General features: G+C 64.2%; 21 protein-coding genes. 13 read left to right on the top strand and 8 right to left on the bottom strand.

Annotation, left to right across the window (positions count from 1 at the left end; all coding sequences use genetic code 11):
* The first annotated feature begins 79 nt into the window (after nucleotides 1-79).
* Complete coding sequence (locus CH289_RS15630) at nucleotides 80-247, top strand: DUF3117 domain-containing protein (protein WP_068369835.1); 168 nt, start codon at nucleotides 80-82, stop codon at nucleotides 245-247.
* A 90-nt stretch (nucleotides 248-337) separates the two neighbouring features.
* On the top strand, nucleotides 338-1,174 hold the full coding sequence (locus CH289_RS15635; RefSeq protein ID WP_094728125.1) for a putative RNA methyltransferase: 837 nt from the start codon (nucleotides 338-340) through the stop codon (nucleotides 1,172-1,174).
* Here the strand turns inward: CH289_RS15635 and glgA are convergent.
* Nucleotides 1,144-2,319 (bottom strand): glycogen synthase, encoded by a 1,176-nt coding sequence (gene glgA / locus CH289_RS15640; RefSeq protein ID WP_026347837.1) that lies wholly within the window; start codon nucleotides 2,317-2,319, stop codon nucleotides 1,144-1,146. The genes CH289_RS15635 and glgA overlap by 31 nt on opposite strands.
* A gap of 76 nt (nucleotides 2,320-2,395) precedes the next feature.
* On the opposite strand from glgA, the gene glgC reads away from it, so the two are divergent.
* Nucleotides 2,396-3,610 (top strand): glucose-1-phosphate adenylyltransferase, encoded by a 1,215-nt coding sequence (gene glgC, locus CH289_RS15645; RefSeq protein ID WP_026347836.1) that lies wholly within the window; start codon nucleotides 2,396-2,398, stop codon nucleotides 3,608-3,610.
* 28 nt (nucleotides 3,611-3,638) lie between these two features.
* On the opposite strand, the gene CH289_RS15650 is transcribed toward glgC, so the two are convergent.
* Nucleotides 3,639-4,271 (bottom strand): O-methyltransferase, encoded by a 633-nt coding sequence (locus tag CH289_RS15650; RefSeq protein WP_026347835.1) that lies wholly within the window; start codon nucleotides 4,269-4,271, stop codon nucleotides 3,639-3,641.
* A gap of 199 nt (nucleotides 4,272-4,470) precedes the next feature.
* Here CH289_RS15650 and sigE point away from each other — a divergent pair, with 199 nt between their 5' ends.
* From sigE to tatB, 4 genes are read left to right on the top strand one after another with little or no spacing between them, the layout of a single operon-like run.
* Nucleotides 4,471-5,076 carry an RNA polymerase sigma factor SigE gene (gene sigE, locus CH289_RS15655; RefSeq protein ID WP_026347834.1) on the top strand — a complete coding sequence of 202 codons (606 nt, stop codon included), beginning with the start codon at nucleotides 4,471-4,473 and terminating at the stop codon, nucleotides 5,074-5,076.
* Nucleotides 5,077-5,092: 16 nt separating this feature from the next.
* Nucleotides 5,093-5,428, top strand: coding sequence for a hypothetical protein (locus CH289_RS15660; RefSeq protein WP_033188102.1), 336 nt, complete (start codon nucleotides 5,093-5,095; stop codon nucleotides 5,426-5,428).
* Nucleotides 5,429-5,487: 59 nt separating this feature from the next.
* Complete coding sequence (locus CH289_RS15665) at nucleotides 5,488-6,963, top strand: S1C family serine protease (RefSeq protein WP_218828461.1); 1,476 nt, start codon at nucleotides 5,488-5,490, stop codon at nucleotides 6,961-6,963.
* A 10-nt stretch (nucleotides 6,964-6,973) separates the two neighbouring features.
* Nucleotides 6,974-7,381, top strand: coding sequence for a Sec-independent protein translocase protein TatB (gene tatB, locus CH289_RS15670; RefSeq protein ID WP_019665382.1), 408 nt, complete (start codon nucleotides 6,974-6,976; stop codon nucleotides 7,379-7,381).
* A 95-nt stretch (nucleotides 7,382-7,476) separates the two neighbouring features.
* Here tatB and CH289_RS15675 read toward each other — a convergent pair whose 3' ends face one another.
* From CH289_RS15675 to CH289_RS15700, 6 genes are all read right to left on the bottom strand, one after another.
* Nucleotides 7,477-8,208, bottom strand: a complete 732-nt coding sequence (locus CH289_RS15675) for an amino acid ABC transporter ATP-binding protein (RefSeq protein ID WP_019665381.1) — start codon at nucleotides 8,206-8,208, stop codon at nucleotides 7,477-7,479.
* The gene (locus CH289_RS15680; RefSeq protein ID WP_020113422.1) at nucleotides 8,205-9,665 is read right to left on the bottom strand and encodes an amino acid ABC transporter substrate-binding protein/permease; all 1,461 of its coding nucleotides are present in this window, start codon (nucleotides 9,663-9,665) and stop codon (nucleotides 8,205-8,207) included. The genes CH289_RS15675 and CH289_RS15680 overlap by 4 nt, the downstream gene beginning before the upstream one ends.
* A gap of 98 nt (nucleotides 9,666-9,763) precedes the next feature.
* On the bottom strand, nucleotides 9,764-10,900 hold the full coding sequence (locus tag CH289_RS15685) for an Mrp/NBP35 family ATP-binding protein (protein ID WP_094728127.1): 1,137 nt from the start codon (nucleotides 10,898-10,900) through the stop codon (nucleotides 9,764-9,766).
* A 112-nt stretch (nucleotides 10,901-11,012) separates the two neighbouring features.
* A complete protein-coding gene (locus CH289_RS15690) occupies nucleotides 11,013-11,879 on the bottom strand; it encodes a lytic transglycosylase domain-containing protein (RefSeq protein ID WP_027499054.1) in 867 nt (288 codons plus the stop codon).
* A 96-nt stretch (nucleotides 11,880-11,975) separates the two neighbouring features.
* On the bottom strand, nucleotides 11,976-12,521 hold the full coding sequence (locus CH289_RS15695; RefSeq protein ID WP_051104910.1) for a DUF1003 domain-containing protein: 546 nt from the start codon (nucleotides 12,519-12,521) through the stop codon (nucleotides 11,976-11,978).
* Between the two features lie 20 nt (nucleotides 12,522-12,541).
* Entirely contained in the window at nucleotides 12,542-13,816 is a 1,275-nt protein-coding gene (locus CH289_RS15700; protein ID WP_019665376.1) for a magnesium transporter MgtE N-terminal domain-containing protein, read from the bottom strand.
* Between the two features lie 77 nt (nucleotides 13,817-13,893).
* Between CH289_RS15700 and CH289_RS15705 the strand changes: the two genes are divergently transcribed.
* The 6 genes from CH289_RS15705 (at nucleotide 13,894) to CH289_RS15730 (ending at nucleotide 19,812) form a co-directional block, all read left to right on the top strand.
* Complete coding sequence (locus tag CH289_RS15705; protein WP_019665375.1) at nucleotides 13,894-14,874, top strand: HpcH/HpaI aldolase/citrate lyase family protein; 981 nt, start codon at nucleotides 13,894-13,896, stop codon at nucleotides 14,872-14,874.
* Nucleotides 14,871-15,362: a YflT domain-containing protein gene (locus CH289_RS15710; protein WP_019665374.1), complete on the top strand. Its 492-nt coding sequence runs from the start codon at nucleotides 14,871-14,873 to the stop codon at nucleotides 15,360-15,362. The genes CH289_RS15705 and CH289_RS15710 overlap by 4 nt, the downstream gene beginning before the upstream one ends.
* A 199-nt stretch (nucleotides 15,363-15,561) precedes the next feature.
* Nucleotides 15,562-16,884 carry an ABC transporter substrate-binding protein gene (locus CH289_RS15715; protein ID WP_019665373.1) on the top strand — a complete coding sequence of 441 codons (1,323 nt, stop codon included), beginning with the start codon at nucleotides 15,562-15,564 and terminating at the stop codon, nucleotides 16,882-16,884.
* Nucleotides 16,881-17,804 carry a carbohydrate ABC transporter permease gene (locus tag CH289_RS15720; protein ID WP_019665372.1) on the top strand — a complete coding sequence of 308 codons (924 nt, stop codon included), beginning with the start codon at nucleotides 16,881-16,883 and terminating at the stop codon, nucleotides 17,802-17,804. Before CH289_RS15715 ends, CH289_RS15720 begins: the two co-directional genes overlap by 4 nt.
* Nucleotides 17,804-18,637 (top strand): carbohydrate ABC transporter permease, encoded by an 834-nt coding sequence (locus tag CH289_RS15725; RefSeq protein WP_019665371.1) that lies wholly within the window; start codon nucleotides 17,804-17,806, stop codon nucleotides 18,635-18,637. Before CH289_RS15720 ends, CH289_RS15725 begins: the two co-directional genes overlap by 1 nt.
* Nucleotides 18,638-18,642: 5 nt before the next feature.
* Nucleotides 18,643-19,812 (top strand): ABC transporter ATP-binding protein, encoded by a 1,170-nt coding sequence (locus tag CH289_RS15730; RefSeq protein ID WP_094728128.1) that lies wholly within the window; start codon nucleotides 18,643-18,645, stop codon nucleotides 19,810-19,812.
* Nucleotides 19,813-19,881 lie beyond the last annotated feature (69 nt).

The following is a 19,881-nucleotide window of genomic DNA, read 5'->3' on the forward strand; positions in this document are numbered from 1 at the left end:
AACCATTCTCGCTCACGGCGAGAACACTTTTTTGGCCGAAGCGCAGAGCTGGGTGGCGCAGATCTGGAGGGAGCAGAGGATGGCGGCGATGAAGCCCCGGACCGGGGACGGTCCCCTCGAAGCAACCAAAGAGGGACGAGGGATCGTGATGAGGGTGCCGCTCGAAGGCGGAGGACGCCTGGTCGTCGAGCTCACCCCTGACGAGGCAGCCGCCCTCGGTGAAGAGCTGAAAGGCGTCACCGGTTAACTGTTTTTCGTTTCTGTGCCCAGCCCCGCTTGCCGATTCCGGCAGGTGGGGCTTAGTGGTGGTCGGGGTGCGCGGTAGGCGGGGTGTGTCGTGCTCGCCGACGTGATCGACCTGCTCGTCTGCCCGCACTGCGGCTCCGACCTCGACGTGGAGGACCGCACTCTTCTGTGCGATCGAGGGCATTCGTTCGACGTCGCACGTCAGGGATACGTCAGTCTCCAACCGGGCAGCGCAGGCAAGATCACCGGCGACTCACCGGACATGATCGCGGCCCGCACCGCGTTCCTGAGCACCGGCCACTTCGACCGGGTGACGGCGGCCCTCGTCGACGCGGTCGGTGCGTCTCGCACCGTGCTCGAGATCGGCGTCGGCAGCGGTCATTATCTGGCGGCCGTCCTCGATCGCACCGGTGGACGCGGAATCGGCATCGACGTGTCCAAGGCCGCGGCTCGTCGTGCGGCGCAGGCTCATCCCGCGATCGGGTCCGTGGTCGCCGACGTCTGGAACGGTCTACCCGTCCGTTCCGGCTCGCTCGACGCGATCACCTGTGTCTTCTCGCCGCGCAACGCCGCAGAATCCAGGCGGGTCCTCGCATCGGGAGGCAGGCTGGTAGTGGTCACCCCCACCGTCCGGCATCAACAGGAACTGATCGGCGAGCTCGGCCTCATCGGCGTGGACGAGGACAAGGCCAGGCGGCTCGGCGATTCCCTGTCCGGAGGGTTCGACCAGGTGGACCGGACAGCCGTCGAATACCGCATGGAGCTCACCCACACCGAGGTGGGCAGCCTCGTCGGGATGGGTCCGTCCGTTCGGCACACTACCGAAGCGGACAGGCGTGCCGCAATTGAATCCTTGTCCGAGCCGGTGGTCGTGACCGCGTCGGTCGTCGTCGGAACCTACGAGCGACGGGCGAGCGCCGCGGAGTAGACGTCCAGCGTCTGCTGAGCGATGGCCGCCCACGAGAATTCGGCGACGGCACGGGCACGACCGGCCTTGCCCATCGATGCCGCGAGCGTCGGATCCAGCGCGACCTCGTTGACCGTCCGGGCCAGAGCCTGCTCGAACGCCTGCGGTTCGTATGCGTTGTAGTGCACGAGGCGACCGGTGACACCGTCGTCGACGACCTCCGGGATGCCGCCGACGTCGGACGCGACCACCGCGGTTTCCGCTGCCATGGCCTCGAGGTTGACGATGCCCAGTGGCTCGTACACCGACGGGCAGACGAAAACCTGTGACGCAGAAAGTATTTCGCGGATCTTTTCGGTGGGAAGCATTTCGCGCACCCAGTGGACGCCGTCGCGCGCAGCGGACAGCTCGGCAACCGCACGTTCGGTCTCCGCGGCGATCTCCGGAGTATCGGGAGCGCCCGCGCAGAGCACCAGCTGAATCGACGGATCGAAATGGTGCGCGGCCGCGATCAGATGCCCGACGCCCTTCTGGCGCGTGATCCGCCCGACGAACGCGACGATCGGCCGATCCAGGTCGACACCGATGGCGTCCAACGCGGAATCCGACGGATCCGCGGCGGGTCCGGCGTGCCAGTTCTCGGTGTCTATTCCGTTGCGCACCACATGAACACGCTGCGGGTCCAGGCGCGGGTAGGCATCGAGGACGTCCTTGGCCATGCCCTCGCTGACGGCGATGACCGCGTCGGCGTACTCGACGGCATTGCGCTCGGACCACGACGAGATGCGGTAGCCGCCGCCCAGCTGCTCGGCCTTCCACGGACGGCGAGGCTCGAGCGAATGCGCGGTGAGGATGTGCGGAACGTCGTACAACTCCGCGGCCAGGTGGCCGGCGAGACCGGTGTACCAGGTGTGCGAGTGCACCACGTCCGCGTCCGCCGCGGCGTTCGCCATTCGCAGCTCCGCCGACAGGGTCGTCAGCGCCGCATTGGCGCCTTTCAGTGCCGGATCGGGATCATGGACGTGCGCGGTGTCCCGCGGCGCACCCATGCAGTGGATGTCGACCTCGCACAGCGCTTTCAGCTGCGCCGCGAGTTCGGTGACATGCACCCCGGCGCCTCCGTAGACCTCCGGCGGGTATTCCCTAGTCATCATCGCCACGCGCACATCTGTAAACCTACATTCCCGCGGTGAAACGCGTGTACTGCTAGCAAGCTTCACCCAGTGCGGATAGGTTGGCTCTGTGAGGACACAACCGCATGTTCTAGGGATCGTGCTTGCCGGCGGTGAGGGTAAGCGGCTCTACCCCATGACCGCGGACAGAGCAAAGCCAGCCGTACCGTTCGGCGGCGCCTACCGACTGATCGACTTCGTTCTGAGCAATCTCGTCAACGCCGGATACCTCCGGCTGTGCGTGCTGACCCAGTACAAGTCCCATTCACTGGACCGCCACATCTCCCAGACCTGGAGGCTGTCCGGATTCGCCGGCGAGTACATCACCCCGGTGCCGGCGCAGCAACGCCTCGGCCCACGCTGGTACACCGGCAGCGCCGACGCCATCTTCCAGTCGCTCAACCTCGTCTACGACGAAGACCCCGAGTACATAGTCGTTTTCGGTGCCGACCACGTCTACCGCATGGACCCCGAGCAGATGGTCCAGCAGCACATCGACTCCGGTGCAGGCGTCACCGTCGCCGGGATCAGGGTGCCGCGCAGCGAGGCCTTCGCGTTCGGATGCATCGACAGCGACGAGAACGGCAAGATAACCCAGTTCCTGGAAAAGCCCGCTCAGCCTCCGGGCACACCCGACGACCCCAACGTCACCTACGCATCGATGGGCAACTACGTCTTCACGACGAAAGTGCTGATCGACGCCATCAAAGCGGACTCGGAGAACTCCGACTCCGACCACGACATGGGCGGCGACATCATTCCCGCACTCGTCGAAGCCGGTGTCGCCTCGGTCTACGACTTCAACGACAACGTCGTACCCGGCGCCACCGAACGCGACCGCGGATACTGGCGCGACGTCGGAACCATCGACGCCTTCTACGACGCACACATGGACCTGGTGTCCGTGCACCCGATCTTCAACCTCTACAACCGCCGGTGGCCCATCCGCGGCGCCGCCGAGAACCTCCCACCCGCCAAGTTCGTGCAGGGCGGGCTCGCGCAGGAATCCGTCGTCGGCGCCGGATGCATTCTCTCGGCCGCGACCGTCCGCAATTCGGTACTCAGTTCCAACGTCATGATCGACGACGGTGCCACCGTCGAAGGCAGCGTCCTCATGCCAGGCGTACGCATCGGCAAGGGCGCAGTGGTTCGCCGGGCGATCCTGGACAAGAACGTCGTCGTCGGGCCCGGCGAAATCATCGGCGTCGACATGGAACGCGACAACGAACGCTTCAACGTCTCCGCAGGCGGCGTCGTCTCCGTCGGCAAGGGCGTCTGGATCTGACGGGAGTGGAGCCTGCGGAGACCCGAGGTCAGCTGCGCGAAGCGCAGATCAGTCCGTCGCCGAGCGGAAGCAGGACGGTGGTGAGACGCTCGTCTTCGGCGATGGCTCGGGCTGCTGCCCGGACTGCGACGGTGGTGGCGTCGCGCTGAGTCGAGTCCGGCACCCGGCCGTTCAGCAGTGCGTTGTGTAGCACCAGTACACCGCCGGGGCGTAGTAGTCGGACGCTCTCCTGAACGAAATGAAGATGGTCGACGGGGCTGGCGTCGATGAACACGAGGTCGTAGGTGTCGTCGGCGAGGCGAGGGAGGACGTCGAGCGCCCACCCGTTGATCAATCGCGTACGTGACGGCGGGATACCTCCGGCTCGGAACGCTTCCTTGGCCGCGCGCTGGTATTCCGGTTCGGTGTCGATGGTCGTGAGTACGCCGTCCTCGCGCATCCCGTCGAGCAACCAGAGGCCGCTGATGCCGGCGCCGGTCCCGATCTCGACGACGGTCTTGGCGCCGAGCATCTGAGTGAAGATGCTGAGAATCGCGCCGACGGAGGCCGGCACGGGTGCTGCACCGAGGTCCTCGGCGCGTTCGCGGGCCGAGACGAGAACGTCGTCCTCCTGAGCGGATTCCTCGGCATACGACAGCAATCTCTCGGCATTAGTCGGCACCCTGCGACATTAACGTGACCCGGACGAATTTCCGAGCGGACAGGTTTCTCAGCGGCACCTCAGGTTATTCACACGTCGGCCACACGCGAGTGGGAGAAGCTACTTGTGATCGCTTGATCGACGAGCAACGCGAAACAGGAACATCCCGGCGGTGTCGCTGGTTGTACTGGTACGTGTTCCTGAGCAGGAGGATCCAGCCATCTACGAGATCAAAGAAGATCTAGACACCGCCGAACTGAGCGGCACCGCCGCTTTCGATGCCAGCGGCGAGGACGCCACCATGCCGTCCTGGGACGAACTGGTCCGTGAGCACGGTGACCGCGTCTACCGTCTTGCCTACCGGTTGTCCGGTAACGCCCAGGATGCCGAGGATCTGACGCAGGACACGTTCATCAGGGTGTTCCGTTCCCTGTCGAACTACCAGCCGGGAACGTTCGAGGGTTGGTTGCACCGCATCACCACCAACCTGTTTCTCGACATGGTCCGTCGCCGCAACCGCATCCGCATGGAGGCGCTGCCCGAGGACTACGACCGTGTGCCGTCGGAGACACCCAACCCCGAGCAGATTTATCACGACGCCCGGCTGGATCCGGATCTTCAGTCCGCGCTCGACTCGTTGGCGCCCGAGTTCCGTGCAGCGATCGTGCTGTGCGACATCGAAGGCCTGTCCTACGAGGAGATCGGTGCGACACTGGGCGTCAAGCTCGGGACGGTGCGTAGTCGTATCCATCGTGGACGCGCGGCGCTACGGGAGTACCTTCGAGTGAACGGGAAGGTAGACACTTCTCACGCCAGTGTTCAGTAGCTACGAGGAGGGTTGGATGACGCAGGCCCGAGAGCCACGGCGGTTCAGCTCTACCGAACATCTGGCCAGCGAAGCGATCGCTGCATTCGCCGACGGTGAGCTGCGTATGAACGCGTACCTACGTGCTGCTCGGCACATTGCGGAGTGCCCGGAGTGCGCAGCCGAGGTCGATGCCCAGCAACAGGCGCGTAGCGCCCTGAAGGATTCGGGCGAGATGTCCATGCCCAACTCGTTGCTCGGTCTGCTCAGTCAGATCCCGATGTGCGAGCCGCCCGAGGTCAAAGCAGAGGTCGAGCGACGCCGACGCGTCATCGTGACGTCGGTCGTGAACCTTCGTCGCAGACGCCGTTAGGGTCGCCCTGTGTAATCTTGGCCGCTGTGACCGACGTGAGCGAGGGGTACCGGGAACGCGTGAGCACCAATACAGATCGCAGCACCGACACTGACCCGGAGGCGCCGCGGCTACCACCGCGTCCGGTCTACCGGCCGGAGGTCGATCCTGCCGCCACTGCCGCCTTCGGTCGTCCGAGCGACGTCCAAGGCTCCTTCACCCCCGCGGCACGTCGTGGCGGGCCGTCGCCCAGAATCACCTCGCGTGCCCCCGACCCTGTTCTCGCCGAGGCTTTCGGCAGGCCCACCGACGCGCAGGAATCGCTGCAGCGCGATCCTGAAGCTCCCACCGGCCCCCCGGAGGCAGAACCGGAACCCGAGGACCCGTGGCGCGACCCGAACTCCACCGTCAGGCTCGGCGCCGCAGCCGAGGACATCCCCGAGCCCGCAGTTCAACCCTTCGGCCCCAAGCTCGGTGTCCGTGAGGTTCTGTTCGGCGAGAAGGTCGCCCCGAAAGCTCTCGTCGTTCTCGGCGTCGTCGCACTGGCCATCGGTCTCGTCGGCGGCCTCATCGGGCGCGAAACAGCCGAGGTGACCGGAGCGTTGACCAGCCAGAAGGTGAATCTGACGCAGTCGACCGGCGAGGACTTGCCCCAAGGGCAGGTGGCACGCGTCGCCGACGCCGTCCTGCCGTCCGTGGTGTCCATTCAGGTCACGCTCGGCGAGAACGCAGGCACCGGATCCGGCGTCGTCATCGCCGGCGAGGGCTACATCGTCACCAACAACCACGTCATCTCGATGGCGGCCACCAACCCCGATCGCGCCACGCTGCAAGTGACGTTCTCCGACGGCACCAAGGTTCCCGCGGACATCGTCGGCCGCGACATCAAGACCGACCTCGCAGTGCTCAAGGCCGACGTCGGCAACCTCACCGTGGCCGAGCTCGGCAACTCCGCCGACGTCCAGGTGGGGGAGGACGTCGTCGCCGTCGGCTCGCCGCTCGGCCTGAACAAGACCGTCACACGCGGCATCGTCAGTGCACTCGACCGGCCCGTTCGACTGTCCGGCGAAGGCACCGACACCGACGCCGTCATCGACGCAGTGCAGACCGACGCCGCGATCAACCCGGGTAACTCCGGAGGACCTCTGATCGACGCCGAAGGGCGCGTCATCGGCATCAACTCGGCTATCCGCAGCGAGAGCGGCGGATCGGTCGGCCTCGGTTTCGCCATCCCGATCGACGACGTCACCGAGGTGGCTCAATCGCTGATCCGGACCGGCGAGATGAAACACCCGGACATCGGCATCAACGCTCGATCGGTGATCAACGACGCAACATCCGGTGCCGAAGTGGCGAACGTGCGTGCGGGAGGGCCGGCACAGGAAGCCGGAATCGTCGAGGGCGACGTCATCACCAAGGTCGGTGACCGCGCTGTGACCAGTGCCGACGAGTTGGTCGTTGCCGTTCAATCGAGCGAAATCGGCCAGTCGACGCCGGTTCAGCTGGTCCGGTCCGGCAGACTCGTCGATGTGTCGGTCACCCCGGTTTCGGACTAGGCTGGCAGGCGTGTTCGGCAACATCGGCTGGGGAGAGCTCGTCATTCTCCTGGTAGCAGCACTCGTCATCCTCGGTCCAGACCGGCTGCCCGGCGCCATCAGCTGGGTCACCAAGTCCATCCGCCAGGTCAAGGAATACGCCAACGGCGCAAGCCAGCAACTCAAGGACGAGCTGGGCACCGACTTCGAGGACCTGCGCAAGCCCCTCGCCGACCTCAATCAGCTCCGCGGCATGACGCCCCGCGCTGTCATCACCAAACACCTGCTCGACGGTGACGACTCCATCTTCACCGGCAACTTCGACTCCAAGAAGCCGAACGGCAGCTCCAACGGAACCCCGAACACCCCCGCCAAGCCGTCGCTCGAGAAGAAACTGCCCGCAGGCCAGACCCCGCCCATCGACTCCGACGCCACGTAGCGCTCTTAGCGTCACAGCATGAAGGCGCCACCGCAGTGCACTGGATCCCGTGGGTCGGACAGCTGCGGTGGCGCCTTCATGCTGTGGGTCGAGCCTTACAGCACCTTGTTCAGGAAGTCCTGGGTCCGAGGGTTCTGCGGATTGCCGAAGAGCTGATCCGGGGTTCCCTCTTCGACGATGACGCCGTCGGCCATGAAGATGACTCGGTCCGAGACCTCGCGGGCGAAGCCCATTTCGTGGGTGACGACGACCATTGTCATTCCGCCCTTGGCGAGGTCCCGCAGAACCTGCAGTACTTCGCCGACCATTTCGGGGTCGAGTGCCGAGGTGGCTTCGTCGAACAGCATGATCGACGGGCTCATCGCGAGTGCTCGGGCGATGGCGACGCGCTGCTTCTGACCGCCTGAGAGGCTCGCGGGCTTGTAGTCCGCGCGCTCGGACAGTCCGACCTGCTCGAGCAGTTTCAGTGCCGTGTCCTTGGCCTCGGACTTCGACATCTTCTTCGTCTCGACGGGTGCGAGCATGACGTTCTCGAGTGCCGTCATGTGCGGGAAGAGGTTGAAGTGCTGGAACACCATGCCGATGTTCTGGCGAATCTTGTCGAGATTGACGTTCTTGTCGGTCAGGTCGACGCCGTCGACGACGACGTGGCCGCCGGTGATGTCCTCGAGCTTGTTGAGGCATCGCAGGAAGGTGCTCTTACCGGATCCTGACGGTCCGATGACGCAGACGACCTCGCCGTTGGCGATCTCGGCGTCGATTCCCTTGAGGACCTTGTTGTCGCCGAATGCCTTCTCCAGCGCCTTGATCGAAATCTTGGTGCTCACTTGTTGATCCTCTTCTCGAGCCGGTTCGACAGCTTGGTGAGTGCCATGATGATGATGAAGTACATGACGCCGATGATCAGCCACATGTTGAACGACTCGAAGTTGCGGGCGATGATCAGTCGGCCTGTCTGGGTCAGCTCGGCCAGGCCGATGACCGACAGCAACGAGGTGTCCTTCAACGTGATGACGAACTGGTTGATGTACGACGGAATCATCGTGCGGATGGCCTGCGGCATGACGACGCGGCGCATCGACTTGAGGTAGCTGATCCCGAGGCTTCGCGACGCTTCCATCTGGCCCTTGTCGACGGCGAGGATTCCGCCTCGGACGATCTCGGCCATGTAGGCGCCCGCGTTGAGCGACAGCGTGATGATGCCGGCGGTGAATGCGGACATCTGGAAGTTCAGTGCCGCAGGGACACCGAAGTAGATGAAGAATGCCTGCACCAGCAGCGGTGTGCCGCGGAAGATGTCGACGTACGTCGTGCCGATTCCTCGGAGCACGATGTTGGACGAGACACGGAACAGGCCGAAGATCGCGCCGAGAACCAGAGCGATCGCGATGGAGATGACGGTGAGAACGACCGTCAGCCACAGACCTTTGAGCAGCAACTGCCAGCTGCTCTTGATCAGACCGGGGATCGAGTTGTCCGACGTCGACGCTTCCGCGCTGAGGTAGGTGTCGAGAATGTCGTCGTACTGCCCGCTCTCACGCAGGTTCGCGAGCCCGGTGTTGAACTGCTCGAGCAACTGCGCGTTGGTGCCCTTGGCGACGGCGAAGCCGTAACTTGCTCCGGCTTCCTTGTCGGTGACGGTCTTGAATCCGTTGCCCTGGTTGATGCCGTAGGCGAGAACGGGGTAGTCCTCGAAAGCGGCGGCGGAGTTGCCGGTACGCACTTCCTCGAACATCGTCGCCGAGTCGTCGAAACTACGGATCGTGAAGCCGTACTGGTCTGCGATGGAGTCCGCGAACGTCGCGCCCTCGGTGCCGTTCTTGACGGCGACGGACTTCCCGCGCAGGTCTTCGTAGCTCTCGATGTCGTTGTTGGACTCCAGAATTGCCATCTGGACACCTGAATCGAAGTACGGGTCCGAGAAGTCGAACGTCGCCTTTCGTGCGTCGGTGATGGACATTCCGGCGATCATTCCGTTGAACTGACCGCTCGTGACGCCTTGCAGGGCGGTGTCGAAGCCGACCTGCTCCACGTTGTAGGTGAAGCCCTGGTCCGCGGCGATCGCTGCCAGGAGGTCCATGTCGATTCCGACGAGTTTGCCCTGCTCGTCCTGGAACTCGAAGGGAGCGAACGTGGTATCGGTGGCGATGGAGTAGTTCTGTCCGGACGGCGGTGGCTGCTGCGCCGACGCCAGGGCCGGACCGAACAGCGACCCCACCAGGGTCACGAAAAGGGCGAGCACGATCGGTACCAGTACCGTCCGACTCGATTGCGGCTTCTTCATGCAGGCCACTCTCTATCGAAGAAAAGGATTCTCACCAAAGTGTAAGACTTGGCGAATTCTAAGACTCCAACCCTCGACAGGTGTGCATTCGGGTGGTATCAGGCCCTTCGGGTGGTGTCGATGCTCAGCGACATTCCGACGAGCCCGCGCTCCCGCACTGCGAGTTGCTTGGCCACCGCTTCCAACGCCTGTGCGGCCGGAGTCTCGGGCTGCGCCAACACGATCGGAGTGCCGGCGTCGCCACCCTCACGGACTGCAGTGTCGAGTGGAATCTGGCCCAGCAGAGGCACTTTCGCGCCCACGGCTTTGGTCAGCCGATCCGAGACATCCTGGCCGCCGCCGGATCCGAAAATGTCCATGCGGGTGCCGTCGGGCAGCTCGAGCCAGGACATGTTCTCCACGACTCCGGCGATGCGCTGACGGGTCTGCAGAGCGATGGCGCCTGCGCGTTCGGCGACCTCGGCGGCAGCCTGCTGCGGCGTCGTCACGACGAGGATCTCGGCGCCGGGAATCAACTGAGCCACGGAGATGGCGATGTCTCCGGTGCCGGGCGGGAGGTCGAGGAGCAGCACGTCGAGGTCGCCCCAGAACACGTCCGCGAGGAACTGCTGCAACGCGCGGTGCAGCATCGGTCCACGCCACACGACGGGCGTGTTGCCAGAGGTGAACTGAGCGATGGAGATGAACTTCACGCCGTGTGCCTGCGGCGGCATGATCATCTTCTCCACTTGAGTGGGTTTGGCGTCGTTGCCCAGCATGCGGGGGACCGAGTGACCGTAGATGTCGGCGTCGAGCACACCCACCGACAGACCACGCTTGGCCAGCGATGCGGCGAGGTTGACCGTCACCGACGACTTCCCGACGCCGCCCTTGCCCGACGCGACGGCGTACACACGCGTCAGCGAGCCGGGTTGAGCGAACGGGATGATCGGTTCCGCGGAATCGCCGCGTAGAGACTTGCGGAGTTCGGTACGCTGCTCGTCGTTCATGACGTCGAGTTCGACGGTGATGGTGCCGACTCCCGCGACATCGGCGACGGCTTTGGTGACGCGGTCGCTGATCTCCGATTTCATCGGGCAACCGGCAGTGGTGAGGTAGATCCCGACGTCGACGGATCCTCCGTCGCCGATGGTGACACCTTTGACCATTCCCAGGTCGGTGATGGGTTTGCGAATTTCCGGATCGATGACTTTCGAGAGCGCGCTTCGAACGTCGGATTCCGTCAGTACTGCCATGAGCTCATGCTAGTGGGGCGGGAGTGGAGCCTGCGGAATGACCCGGGGGAGGCGGGAGTGGAGCCTGCGGAATGACCCGGGGGAGGCGGGAGTGGAGCCTGCGGAATGACCCTTAGTGGATGCGCGGGAGCTGGTCGGAGGTGGGGACGATGCCGGTGGCGTAGCCGGTGGACCAGGCGAGGACGTTGGCGACGTAGGCCATGGAGTTGTTGTAGCGCAGGATGGCTTTGGTGGTCTGTCCGAGGTCGCGGAGGTTCAGGCCGCCGTCGCACAGGTAGTCGCCGGTGGCGAGGGCTGCGTCGTAGAGGTTCTGTGGGTCGGAGATGCCGTCGCCGTTGCCGTCGGCTTTGTAGCGGTTCCAGGTTTCGGGGAGGAACTGCATCGGTCCGACTGCGCGGTCGAAGTTGGGGTCGCCGTCGAGTGCGCCGCCGTCGGTGTCGGCGATGACGTTGTTGCCGGCAAGCGATCCGTCGAGGCGGGGGCCGAGGATGGGCTCGAGCAGCTGTCCGAGGTCGTCGGCTTTGCCGTTGTTGGCGTGGGTGGATTCGACGCGGCCGATGCCGGCGATGATGGTCCAGCTGATTCCGCAGCCGGGCTGGGTTTCGGCGAGAATCCGCTCGGCGTTCTTGTAGGCGGAGACGTTGACCGTCGGGATTGCGATGGGGCTGGCGGCGAGGCTCGTCGGCAGCTCGGGAGTCGGCGGGATCTCCGGCGCGGGCGCCGGGACGGGTGCTGCCTGCGGGACGGGTGCCTCGGCTGCGGCGACGGGCTGTGCCTCGGTGTCATCCGCGATGGGGGCGGGTGTTTCCACGACGGGCTCGGCTTCCTGCGCCGTGGAGGTGGTCGTCATGAAGGGGATGTACTCGGCCGCGCCTGCGCTGGTGGCGGCGGTGATGAGTCCTGCGGGGACGAGACCCGTCAGAGCAATCACCGAATTCCGGCGTACGTTGGAATTCGATGCTTTTCTGTGACGTCCCACGCGTCGGTACCTCCTGATCGTTTGCGAACCGGAGTCGAGGGTACCTGATTCGAGATCGTTCCGTTACACGGCCGTTATCAAGCGGCCCGGGCGGAACTAGTCCACGTCGAACGGGGCGTCGCTCTCCGGCGCCGGACCGTCCTCACGCTTGCGTGGGCTTTGCTTCTTCCGTGACTTCTTCGGCGCCGCGGACGGCTCGCCGCCCATCTGTTCCAGCAACTCGCGGATCTCGTCGAGTTCACGCCGCAGGTAATCACGAGTCGCGACCTCACCGACGGCGATACGCAGCGACGCCAGCTCGCGGGCAAGAAACTCCGTGTCCGCCTTCGTCTGCTGTGCCCGGGCACGGTCCTCTTCCAGCGAGACCCGGTCGCGATCGTCCTGACGGTTCTGCGCGAGAAGGATCAGCGGCGCCGCGTACGCAGCCTGCGTCGAGAAAGCGAGGTTCAACAGAATGAACGGATACGGGTCCCACTGAAGTGCGACGACGGCGACGTTCAGGAAGATCCAGACGATGACGATGATCGTCTGAATCGCCAGGTACCGTCCGGTGCCGAGGAAGCGGGCGGCGCGCTCTCCCGAGCTGCCGAGGTCGACGTCGAGATGCCAGTTGAACAGCCGCGAGCCCTGCGGTGTGTCCATGCGCTGCCGAGCGGTTTCCTTCACTGTCCTGCCACCTCCTGATCACGCCAGTCCTCGGGAAGAAGATGGTCGAGAACGTCGTCCACTGTCACTGCTCCGACCAGGTGATCTTCGTCGTCCACCACCGGCCCGCACACCAAGTTGTACGTCGCGAAATATCGGGTGACGGCCGTCAGGCTGTCCTCCGGCGACAACTTGGGCAGCGCCTTGTCGATCACGCCGCCGACCAGGCTCGCCGGCGGCTCGCGGAGCAGTTGCTGCAGGTGAACACACCCGAGGTACGCGCCCGTCGGAGTTGCCGTCGGCGGGCGAACCACGAACACCAGCGAGGACAGCGCAGGCGTCAGATCCGGGTTACGTACCCGGGCGAGAGCCTCGGCCACCGTCGTCGATGCGTTCAACACCACCGGTTCGGTGGTCATCAGACCACCGGCAGTGTCCGGTGAGTGTTCGAGAAGGCGCCGGACAGGAGCGGAGTCCTCCGGGTCCATCAGACGGAGCAGCGACTCCGCCTCGGGCTCGGGCAGTTCACCCAGAAGGTCGGCTGCGTCGTCGGGGTCCATTGCCTCGAGCACGTCGGCGCCGCGTTCTACACCGAGGTAATGCATCAGTTCGACCTGATCGTCGTCGGGAAGTTCCTGCACGACGTCGGCGAGCCGCTCGTCGTCGAGGGCGTGTGCCACCTCCATCCGTCGTTTCACCGGCAGCTCACGCATCGCGTTGGCCACGTCGGCAGCCCTCAGGTCCTCGAACTGCATCAACAGCTGCGCGACGCCTTGGCCGGGGAGGGACAGCTCGTTCTGGGTCAGGCCCTGGACGTGTTGCCAGTCCACGACATGGATTGCACCTCGGCGCGCGAGCCTGCCGCGGCTGCGCCGGACCGCGACCCGAGCGACCAGCCAGTCACGGGTTCGAGTCAGTTCGATGCCGAGGTCGACGACGATGGAATCGGCGTCGTGCAGCTCTTCGAGTTCCGGGTCGTCGACGCGAACCTTGGAGTCGAGAATCTGCGCGAACACGAGGATTTCGTTGGCTCGCTGCGAGAATCTGCGCAGACTCACGTTGCCGGTGTTGAGCTGAACGGAGTTGGGTTCGATGCTGGTGACGCGCAGCATCGGCACGAAAATTCTTCGGCGCGTCGCGAGTTCGACGACCAGGCCGAGTACTCGGGGTTGGGCGCGGCCGACGCGCATGGTGATGACGAGATCGCGGACGCGGCCGATCGATTCGCCGTCGGGGCCGAGCACGACCAGACCCGCGAGCCTGGCTGCGAATAGCTTGCTCAGTGCTGCCATGATGGAAAGGTTAGAGCGTGACAGTACGAACCGGAGAATCGACAGCCGGTGAACAAGCAGGGAGCGATGAGGCTCGAATGAGCTCGGTGAAGCAAGACCGTCCCCGCCGATCCGTACTCGCGGTTCCCGGCAGTTCCGCGAAGATGATCGAAAAGGCCAAAGGACTGAAGGCCGACGCGATCTTCCTCGATCTCGAGGACGCAGTCGCCCCGATCGCCAAGGTGGAGGCGCGCGGACGCATCGTCGAAGCGCTCCGGTCCGACGGATGGGGAGACCAACTGAAGGTCGTCCGCGTCAACGACTGGACGACGCCCTGGACCTACGGCGACGTCATCGACGTCGTCTCCGGTGCAGGTTCTCGGTTGGATGCGATCCTGCTTCCGAAGGTCGAGACCGCAGCGCACGTCGAAGCACTGGATCTGCTTCTGACCCAGGTCGAGAAGACGAGCGGACTCGAGGTCGGCGCCATTGGAATCGAACCGCAGATCGAAAGTGCTCGCAGCCTGCGCAACATCGACGAGATCGCCACGGCCAGTCCCCGTGTGCAGACTCTCGTGTTCGGTCCCGCGGATCTGATGGCCAGCGTGAACATGCGCACCCTCGTCGTCGGCGAACAGCCGGAGGGGTACGACACCGGTGACGCCTACCACCACATCCTGATGACCATTCTGCTCGCCGCGCGGACCCACGGACTGCAGGCGATCGATGGTCCGTACCTCCAGATCCGAGATCTAGACGCGTTCCGCCGCGCCGCGGGCCGCACGGCCGGTCTCGGCTTCGACGGCAAGTGGGTACTGCATCCCACCCAGATCGATGCCGCCAACGAAATCTTCTCGCCCCGGCAGGCCGATTTCGACAAAGCCGAGAACATTCTCGAGGCGTACGAATTTCATACCTCCGAGGCCGGTGGTGGCCGCGGTGCGGTGATGCTCGGAGACGAGATGATCGACGAGGCGTCGAGAAAGATGGCCCTGGTGGTCAGTGCGAAAGGGCGCGCGGCAGGAATGCTGCGTAGTGAAGTAACACAAAGTGCAGATTCGGGCACAATAGAGCAATGACGAATCCACTTTCGCAGCCCGGCCGCCCAGGTCAGGGTCTTCCGACTCCGCCGTCCGGGTGGCCGATCGGTTCCTACCCGACGTACGCCGAGGCGCAGAAGGCCGTCGACTACCTCTCCGACCAGGAGTTCTCGGTTCAGGACGTCACCATCGTCGGCGTCGACCTCATGCAGGTCGAGCGTGTTCTCGGTCGGTTGACGTGGCCGAAAGTCATTGGCGGAGGCGTCGTCTCGGGCGCCTGGCTCGGACTGTTCCTCGGCCTGGTGCTTGGTATCTTCACCAACGGCAACATTCTCGGGGCGTTGATCATCGGCATCGTCGGCGGCGTCATCTTCGGATTGATCTCCGCGGCCATTCCGTACGCGGCCACCAAGGGCCAGCGAGATTTCGCGTCGAGCATGCAGTTGGTCGCCGGTCGGTACGACGTGTTGTGCGAGCCCAAGAGTGCGGAGAAAGCACGCGATCTGCTCGCGCGTCTCGCGCTCTGACACGTTCGTCGAGACGGCAGGTTACGGAATAGTTCCAATATCCCTATCGCCGGCCTTCGTTCGGTTACGTTTCTTTACGTACAGGACAGTCAATAAGGAAGTTCTGTATACGTAATCGAAAATACGGAGGCGGAAAGTGCCGAGACAACGTAGTCAAAGGCCTCGGAGTGCGAGGCCTGCACACGCAACCAGAATAGGGGTGTTGGCGGCCGCTGCGTTGGTCGCCAGCCCGTTGCTCGCAGCCTGCGGATCCTCCGACAGCAGCACACCGGTACTGAGTTTCTACACCGCAGCGGACGGCGCCGAGCAGTACGCCGCCGCTGCGGAGGCGTGTTCGGCCGCGTCGAACGGACGCTATCGAGTGGAACAGCGAACTCTCCCCAAGAGCGCGAACGATCAGCGACTGCAGTTGGCCCGACGTCTGGCGGGCAACGACAATTCGTTGGACCTGATGACCCTCGACGTGGTGTGGACCGCCGAGTTCGCCGAGGCCGGCTGGGCACTTCCGGTCCCGGATGATCTCGCCGCCAAGCTCGAAGGCGGCGCCACCCTGGAAGGCCCGCTCGAAACGGCGCAGTGGCAGGACCAGCTGTACGCGGTTCCACTGAACTCCAACACGCAGCTGCTGTGGTACCGACCCGATCAGGTGCCGGGTGGTCAGCCGCCGCAGACGTGGGACCAGATGATCGACGAAGCCGAATCGAACGCGGCCGAAGGCAAACCCGCGTACATCGGCGTCCAGGCCAAGCAGTACGAGGGCCTGATGGTGTGGTTCAACAGCCTCCTCGTCAGCGCAGGCGGTCAGGTCGTCGCCGACGACGGTACGACGGTGACCCTGAACGACACTCCCGAGCATCGTGCGGCGACCGAGAAGACACTCGAGATCATGAAGCGCGTCGCCACGGCCGACGGCCACGACCCGTCGATCTCGCAGACCGACGAGGCCACCGCCCGTCTCGGTATGGAGGCCGGCAACTCGGCATTCCAGGTCAACTACCCGTTCGTGCTCCCGGGCATCAAGGAGAACGCGGCAGCCGGGGCAGTACCGTTCCTCGATCTGACGAACGTCCCTGCGGACCAACAGGATGCCAAGGTCGCCGAGGTGTTCCGCAGCGCGCCGTACCCGGCGGTGATCCCGGATACTCCGGCCAAGGTGACCATCGGTGGCTTCAACATCGGCGTCGCCAAGACCACTCAGCACGAGGACCTCGCGTGGGAAGCCGTCGAGTGTCTGACCAACGAGGACAACCAGCGCAACAACGCCGTCAACGGCGGAGTTCCGCCGGTGCTGGCACAGCTGTATCAGGACCCTGAATTCCAGGCCGTCTACCCGGCGTGGGAAGGCGTACTCGACTCCATCGAGAACGCCGCGGTCCGACCCGTCTCACCTGCCTACCAGAGCATTTCGATCCTGCTTGCCGACGCGCTCAATCCACCTCAGAACATCGATCCCGTTGCGGACGTGGACAAGCTCGCCGACCTGGTCTCCAAGGCTGTCAATTCGGAAGGGCTGATTCCATGAGCGAGACGTTGGACAAACAGGAGATCCTGAAGAAGGTCTCCGACGGCAAGAAGGCCGAACGTCGGCTCGGTCTGACGTTGATCGCTCCCGCCGCGATCATGATGATCGCGGTGACCGGATACCCGATCATCTACGCCTTCTGGCTCAGCCTGCAGAAGTACAACCTCGCGTTCCCCGACGATCGTGAGTTCGTCGGAATCTCCAACTACGTCACCGTTCTCACCGACGGATACTGGTGGACGGCGTTCGGTGTCACCACCGCGATCACCATCATCTCGGTGATCATCGAATTCGTACTCGGCCTCGCGGTAGCGCTCATCATGCACCGCACGATCTTCGGCCGCGGACTGGTGCGCACGGTCGTGTTGATCCCGTACGGCATCGTCACCGTCGCCGCCGCCTACAGCTGGTACTACGCGTGGACGCCGGGCACCGGCTACCTCGCCAACCTGCTGCCCGACGGCAGTGCCCCACTGACCGAGCAGATTCCGTCGCTCGCCATCGTCGTGCTCGCCGAGGTGTGGAAGACGACGCCGTTCATGGCCCTGCTTCTGCTGGCCGGTCTCGCACTCGTCCCGGACGATCTGCTCAAGGCCGCGCAGGTGGACGGCGCGGGAGCGTGGACACGGTTGGTGCGCATCACGATCCCGCTGATGAAACCGGCGATCCTCGTTGCGCTGCTGTTCCGCACACTCGACGCATTCCGCATCTTCGACAACATCTACGTGCTCACCAAAGGCAGCAACGGCACGGGATCGGTGTCGATTCTGGGCTACGACAACCTGTTCGGAGCGTTCAACCTCGGACTCGGCTCGGCGATCAGCGTTCTGATCTTCTTCTGCGTCGCCATCATCGCGTTCGTGTTCATCAAATTGTTCGGTGCGTCGGCGCCGGGCTCGGACGACGGAGGCCGTAAGTAATGACGACCGTGACGCCTCGCAAGAAGGTCGGTTGGACCGTCATCAATGCGCTCGTGCTGCTGTACGCGCTCATCCCACTGGCATGGATCATCAGCTTGTCGTTCAAATCGACGGCCACCATCGCCGACGGCAAGTTCATTCCGAGCTCGTTCACCCTGGACAACTACAAGGGCATCTTCCAGACCAACCAGTTCACCTCGGCACTGATCAACTCGATCGGAATCGGACTGATCACCACGGTCATCGCCGTCGTGATCGGAACCATGGCTGCCTACGCCGTCGCTCGCCTCGACTTTCCGGGCAAGAAGGCGCTCGTCGGTGCGGCTCTGCTCATCGCGATGTTCCCGCAGATCTCGCTCGTGACACCGTTGTTCGACATCGAACGCGCCATCGGCCTGTTCGACACGTGGCCGGGCCTGATCATTCCGTACATCACGTTCGCGTTGCCGCTCGCGATCTACACGCTGTCGGCGTTCTTCCGGGAAATCCCCTGGGAGTTGGAGAAGGCCGCCAAGATGGACGGCGCGACACCGGCACAGGCATTCCGCAAGGTGATCGCACCACTGGCGGCACCCGGCATCGTCACGGCCGCGATCCTGGTGTTCATCTTCGCCTGGAACGACCTACTGCTGGCGATCTCGCTGACCGCGACGGAGCGATCCATCACCGTTCCGGCCGCGATCTCGCAGTTCACCGGTAGCTCTCAGTTCGAGGAGCCGACAGGGTCCATCGCCGCGGCTGCCGTGGTCATCACCATTCCGATCATCATCTTCGTGCTCTTCTTCCAACGACGTATCGTGGCGGGCTTGACGTCCGGCGCAGTGAAGGGATAACCGTCATGGCCGAAATCGTTCTCGACAAAGTCACCAAGCTCTACCCGGACGGCGCGGCTGCGGTCAGCGACGTCGACATCACCATCGCCGACGGCGAATTCATCATTCTCGTCGGTCCGTCGGGCTGCGGAAAGTCGACGACGCTCAACATGATCGCCGGTCTGGAGGACATCTCCTCGGGTGAGCTGCGCATCGCAGGCGAACGCGTCAACGAGCGGGCACCGAAGGACCGCGACATCGCGATGGTGTTCCAGTCCTACGCGCTGTACCCGCACATGACGGTGCGTCAGAACATCGCGTTTCCGCTGACGCTCGCGAAGCTCGGCAAGGACGAGATCAACACCAAGGTCGAGGAAGCAGCGAAGATCCTGGACCTGAGTCAGCACCTGGACCGCAAGCCGTCGAATCTGTCGGGTGGTCAGCGTCAGCGAGTCGCGATGGGCCGGGCCATCGTTCGTACACCCAAGGCGTTCCTGATGGACGAGCCGCTGTCCAACCTCGACGCCAAGCTGCGCGTGCAGACGCGTGCGGAGATCTCGCGGTTGCAGAAACGTCTTGGCACGACGACGGTGTACGTCACGCACGATCAGACCGAGGCCATGACGCTCGGGGACCGGGTCGTCGTACTGCGGGGTGGGCTCGTGCAGCAGATCGGATCGCCCCAGGAGCTGTACGACAAGCCGCGCAACCTGTTCGTGGGCGGGTTCATCGGATCGCCGTCGATGAACTTCGTTCCGGGCCAGCTCACGTCGGACGGGGTGCAGACGGACCTCGGCACGTTCGAACTGCCGCACGAGCGTCGTCAGGCGATCGCGCAGAAGAACCCGGGCAAGGACGTCGTCGTCGGTATCCGTCCGGAGCACTTCGAGGACGCGGCGTTGATCGATTCCTATCAGAAGTTGAACGGTGCGACGTTCACCGCGAGGGTGGATGTTCTGGAGTCGATGGGCAGCGACAAGTACGTGTACTTCGAGTCCAAGGGCAGCAAGGTGCAGTCCGCGGAGTTGCAGGAACTGGCTGCGGACGCCGGTCTCGGGGACACCGGAGGTGCTCAGATCGTCGCCCGTCTGGCCGCGGAGTCGGCGGCCCGCGAGGGCGGCGACGTCGAGCTGTGGTTCGATCCGGGCAAGATCTCGGTGTTCGACCAGGCCTCGGGTGACAACCTGACGCTGTAGAGGGCTCTACCCCCTGTGTGAGTGGAAATGTAGGCCCTGGGCCACCGGAGCGGAGCCGGCGAAGCGACC

Source organism: Rhodococcus sp. RS1C4 (assembly GCF_002258225.1).
In the GTDB taxonomy this organism is placed as follows: domain Bacteria; phylum Actinomycetota; class Actinomycetes; order Mycobacteriales; family Mycobacteriaceae; genus Rhodococcoides; species Rhodococcoides fascians_E.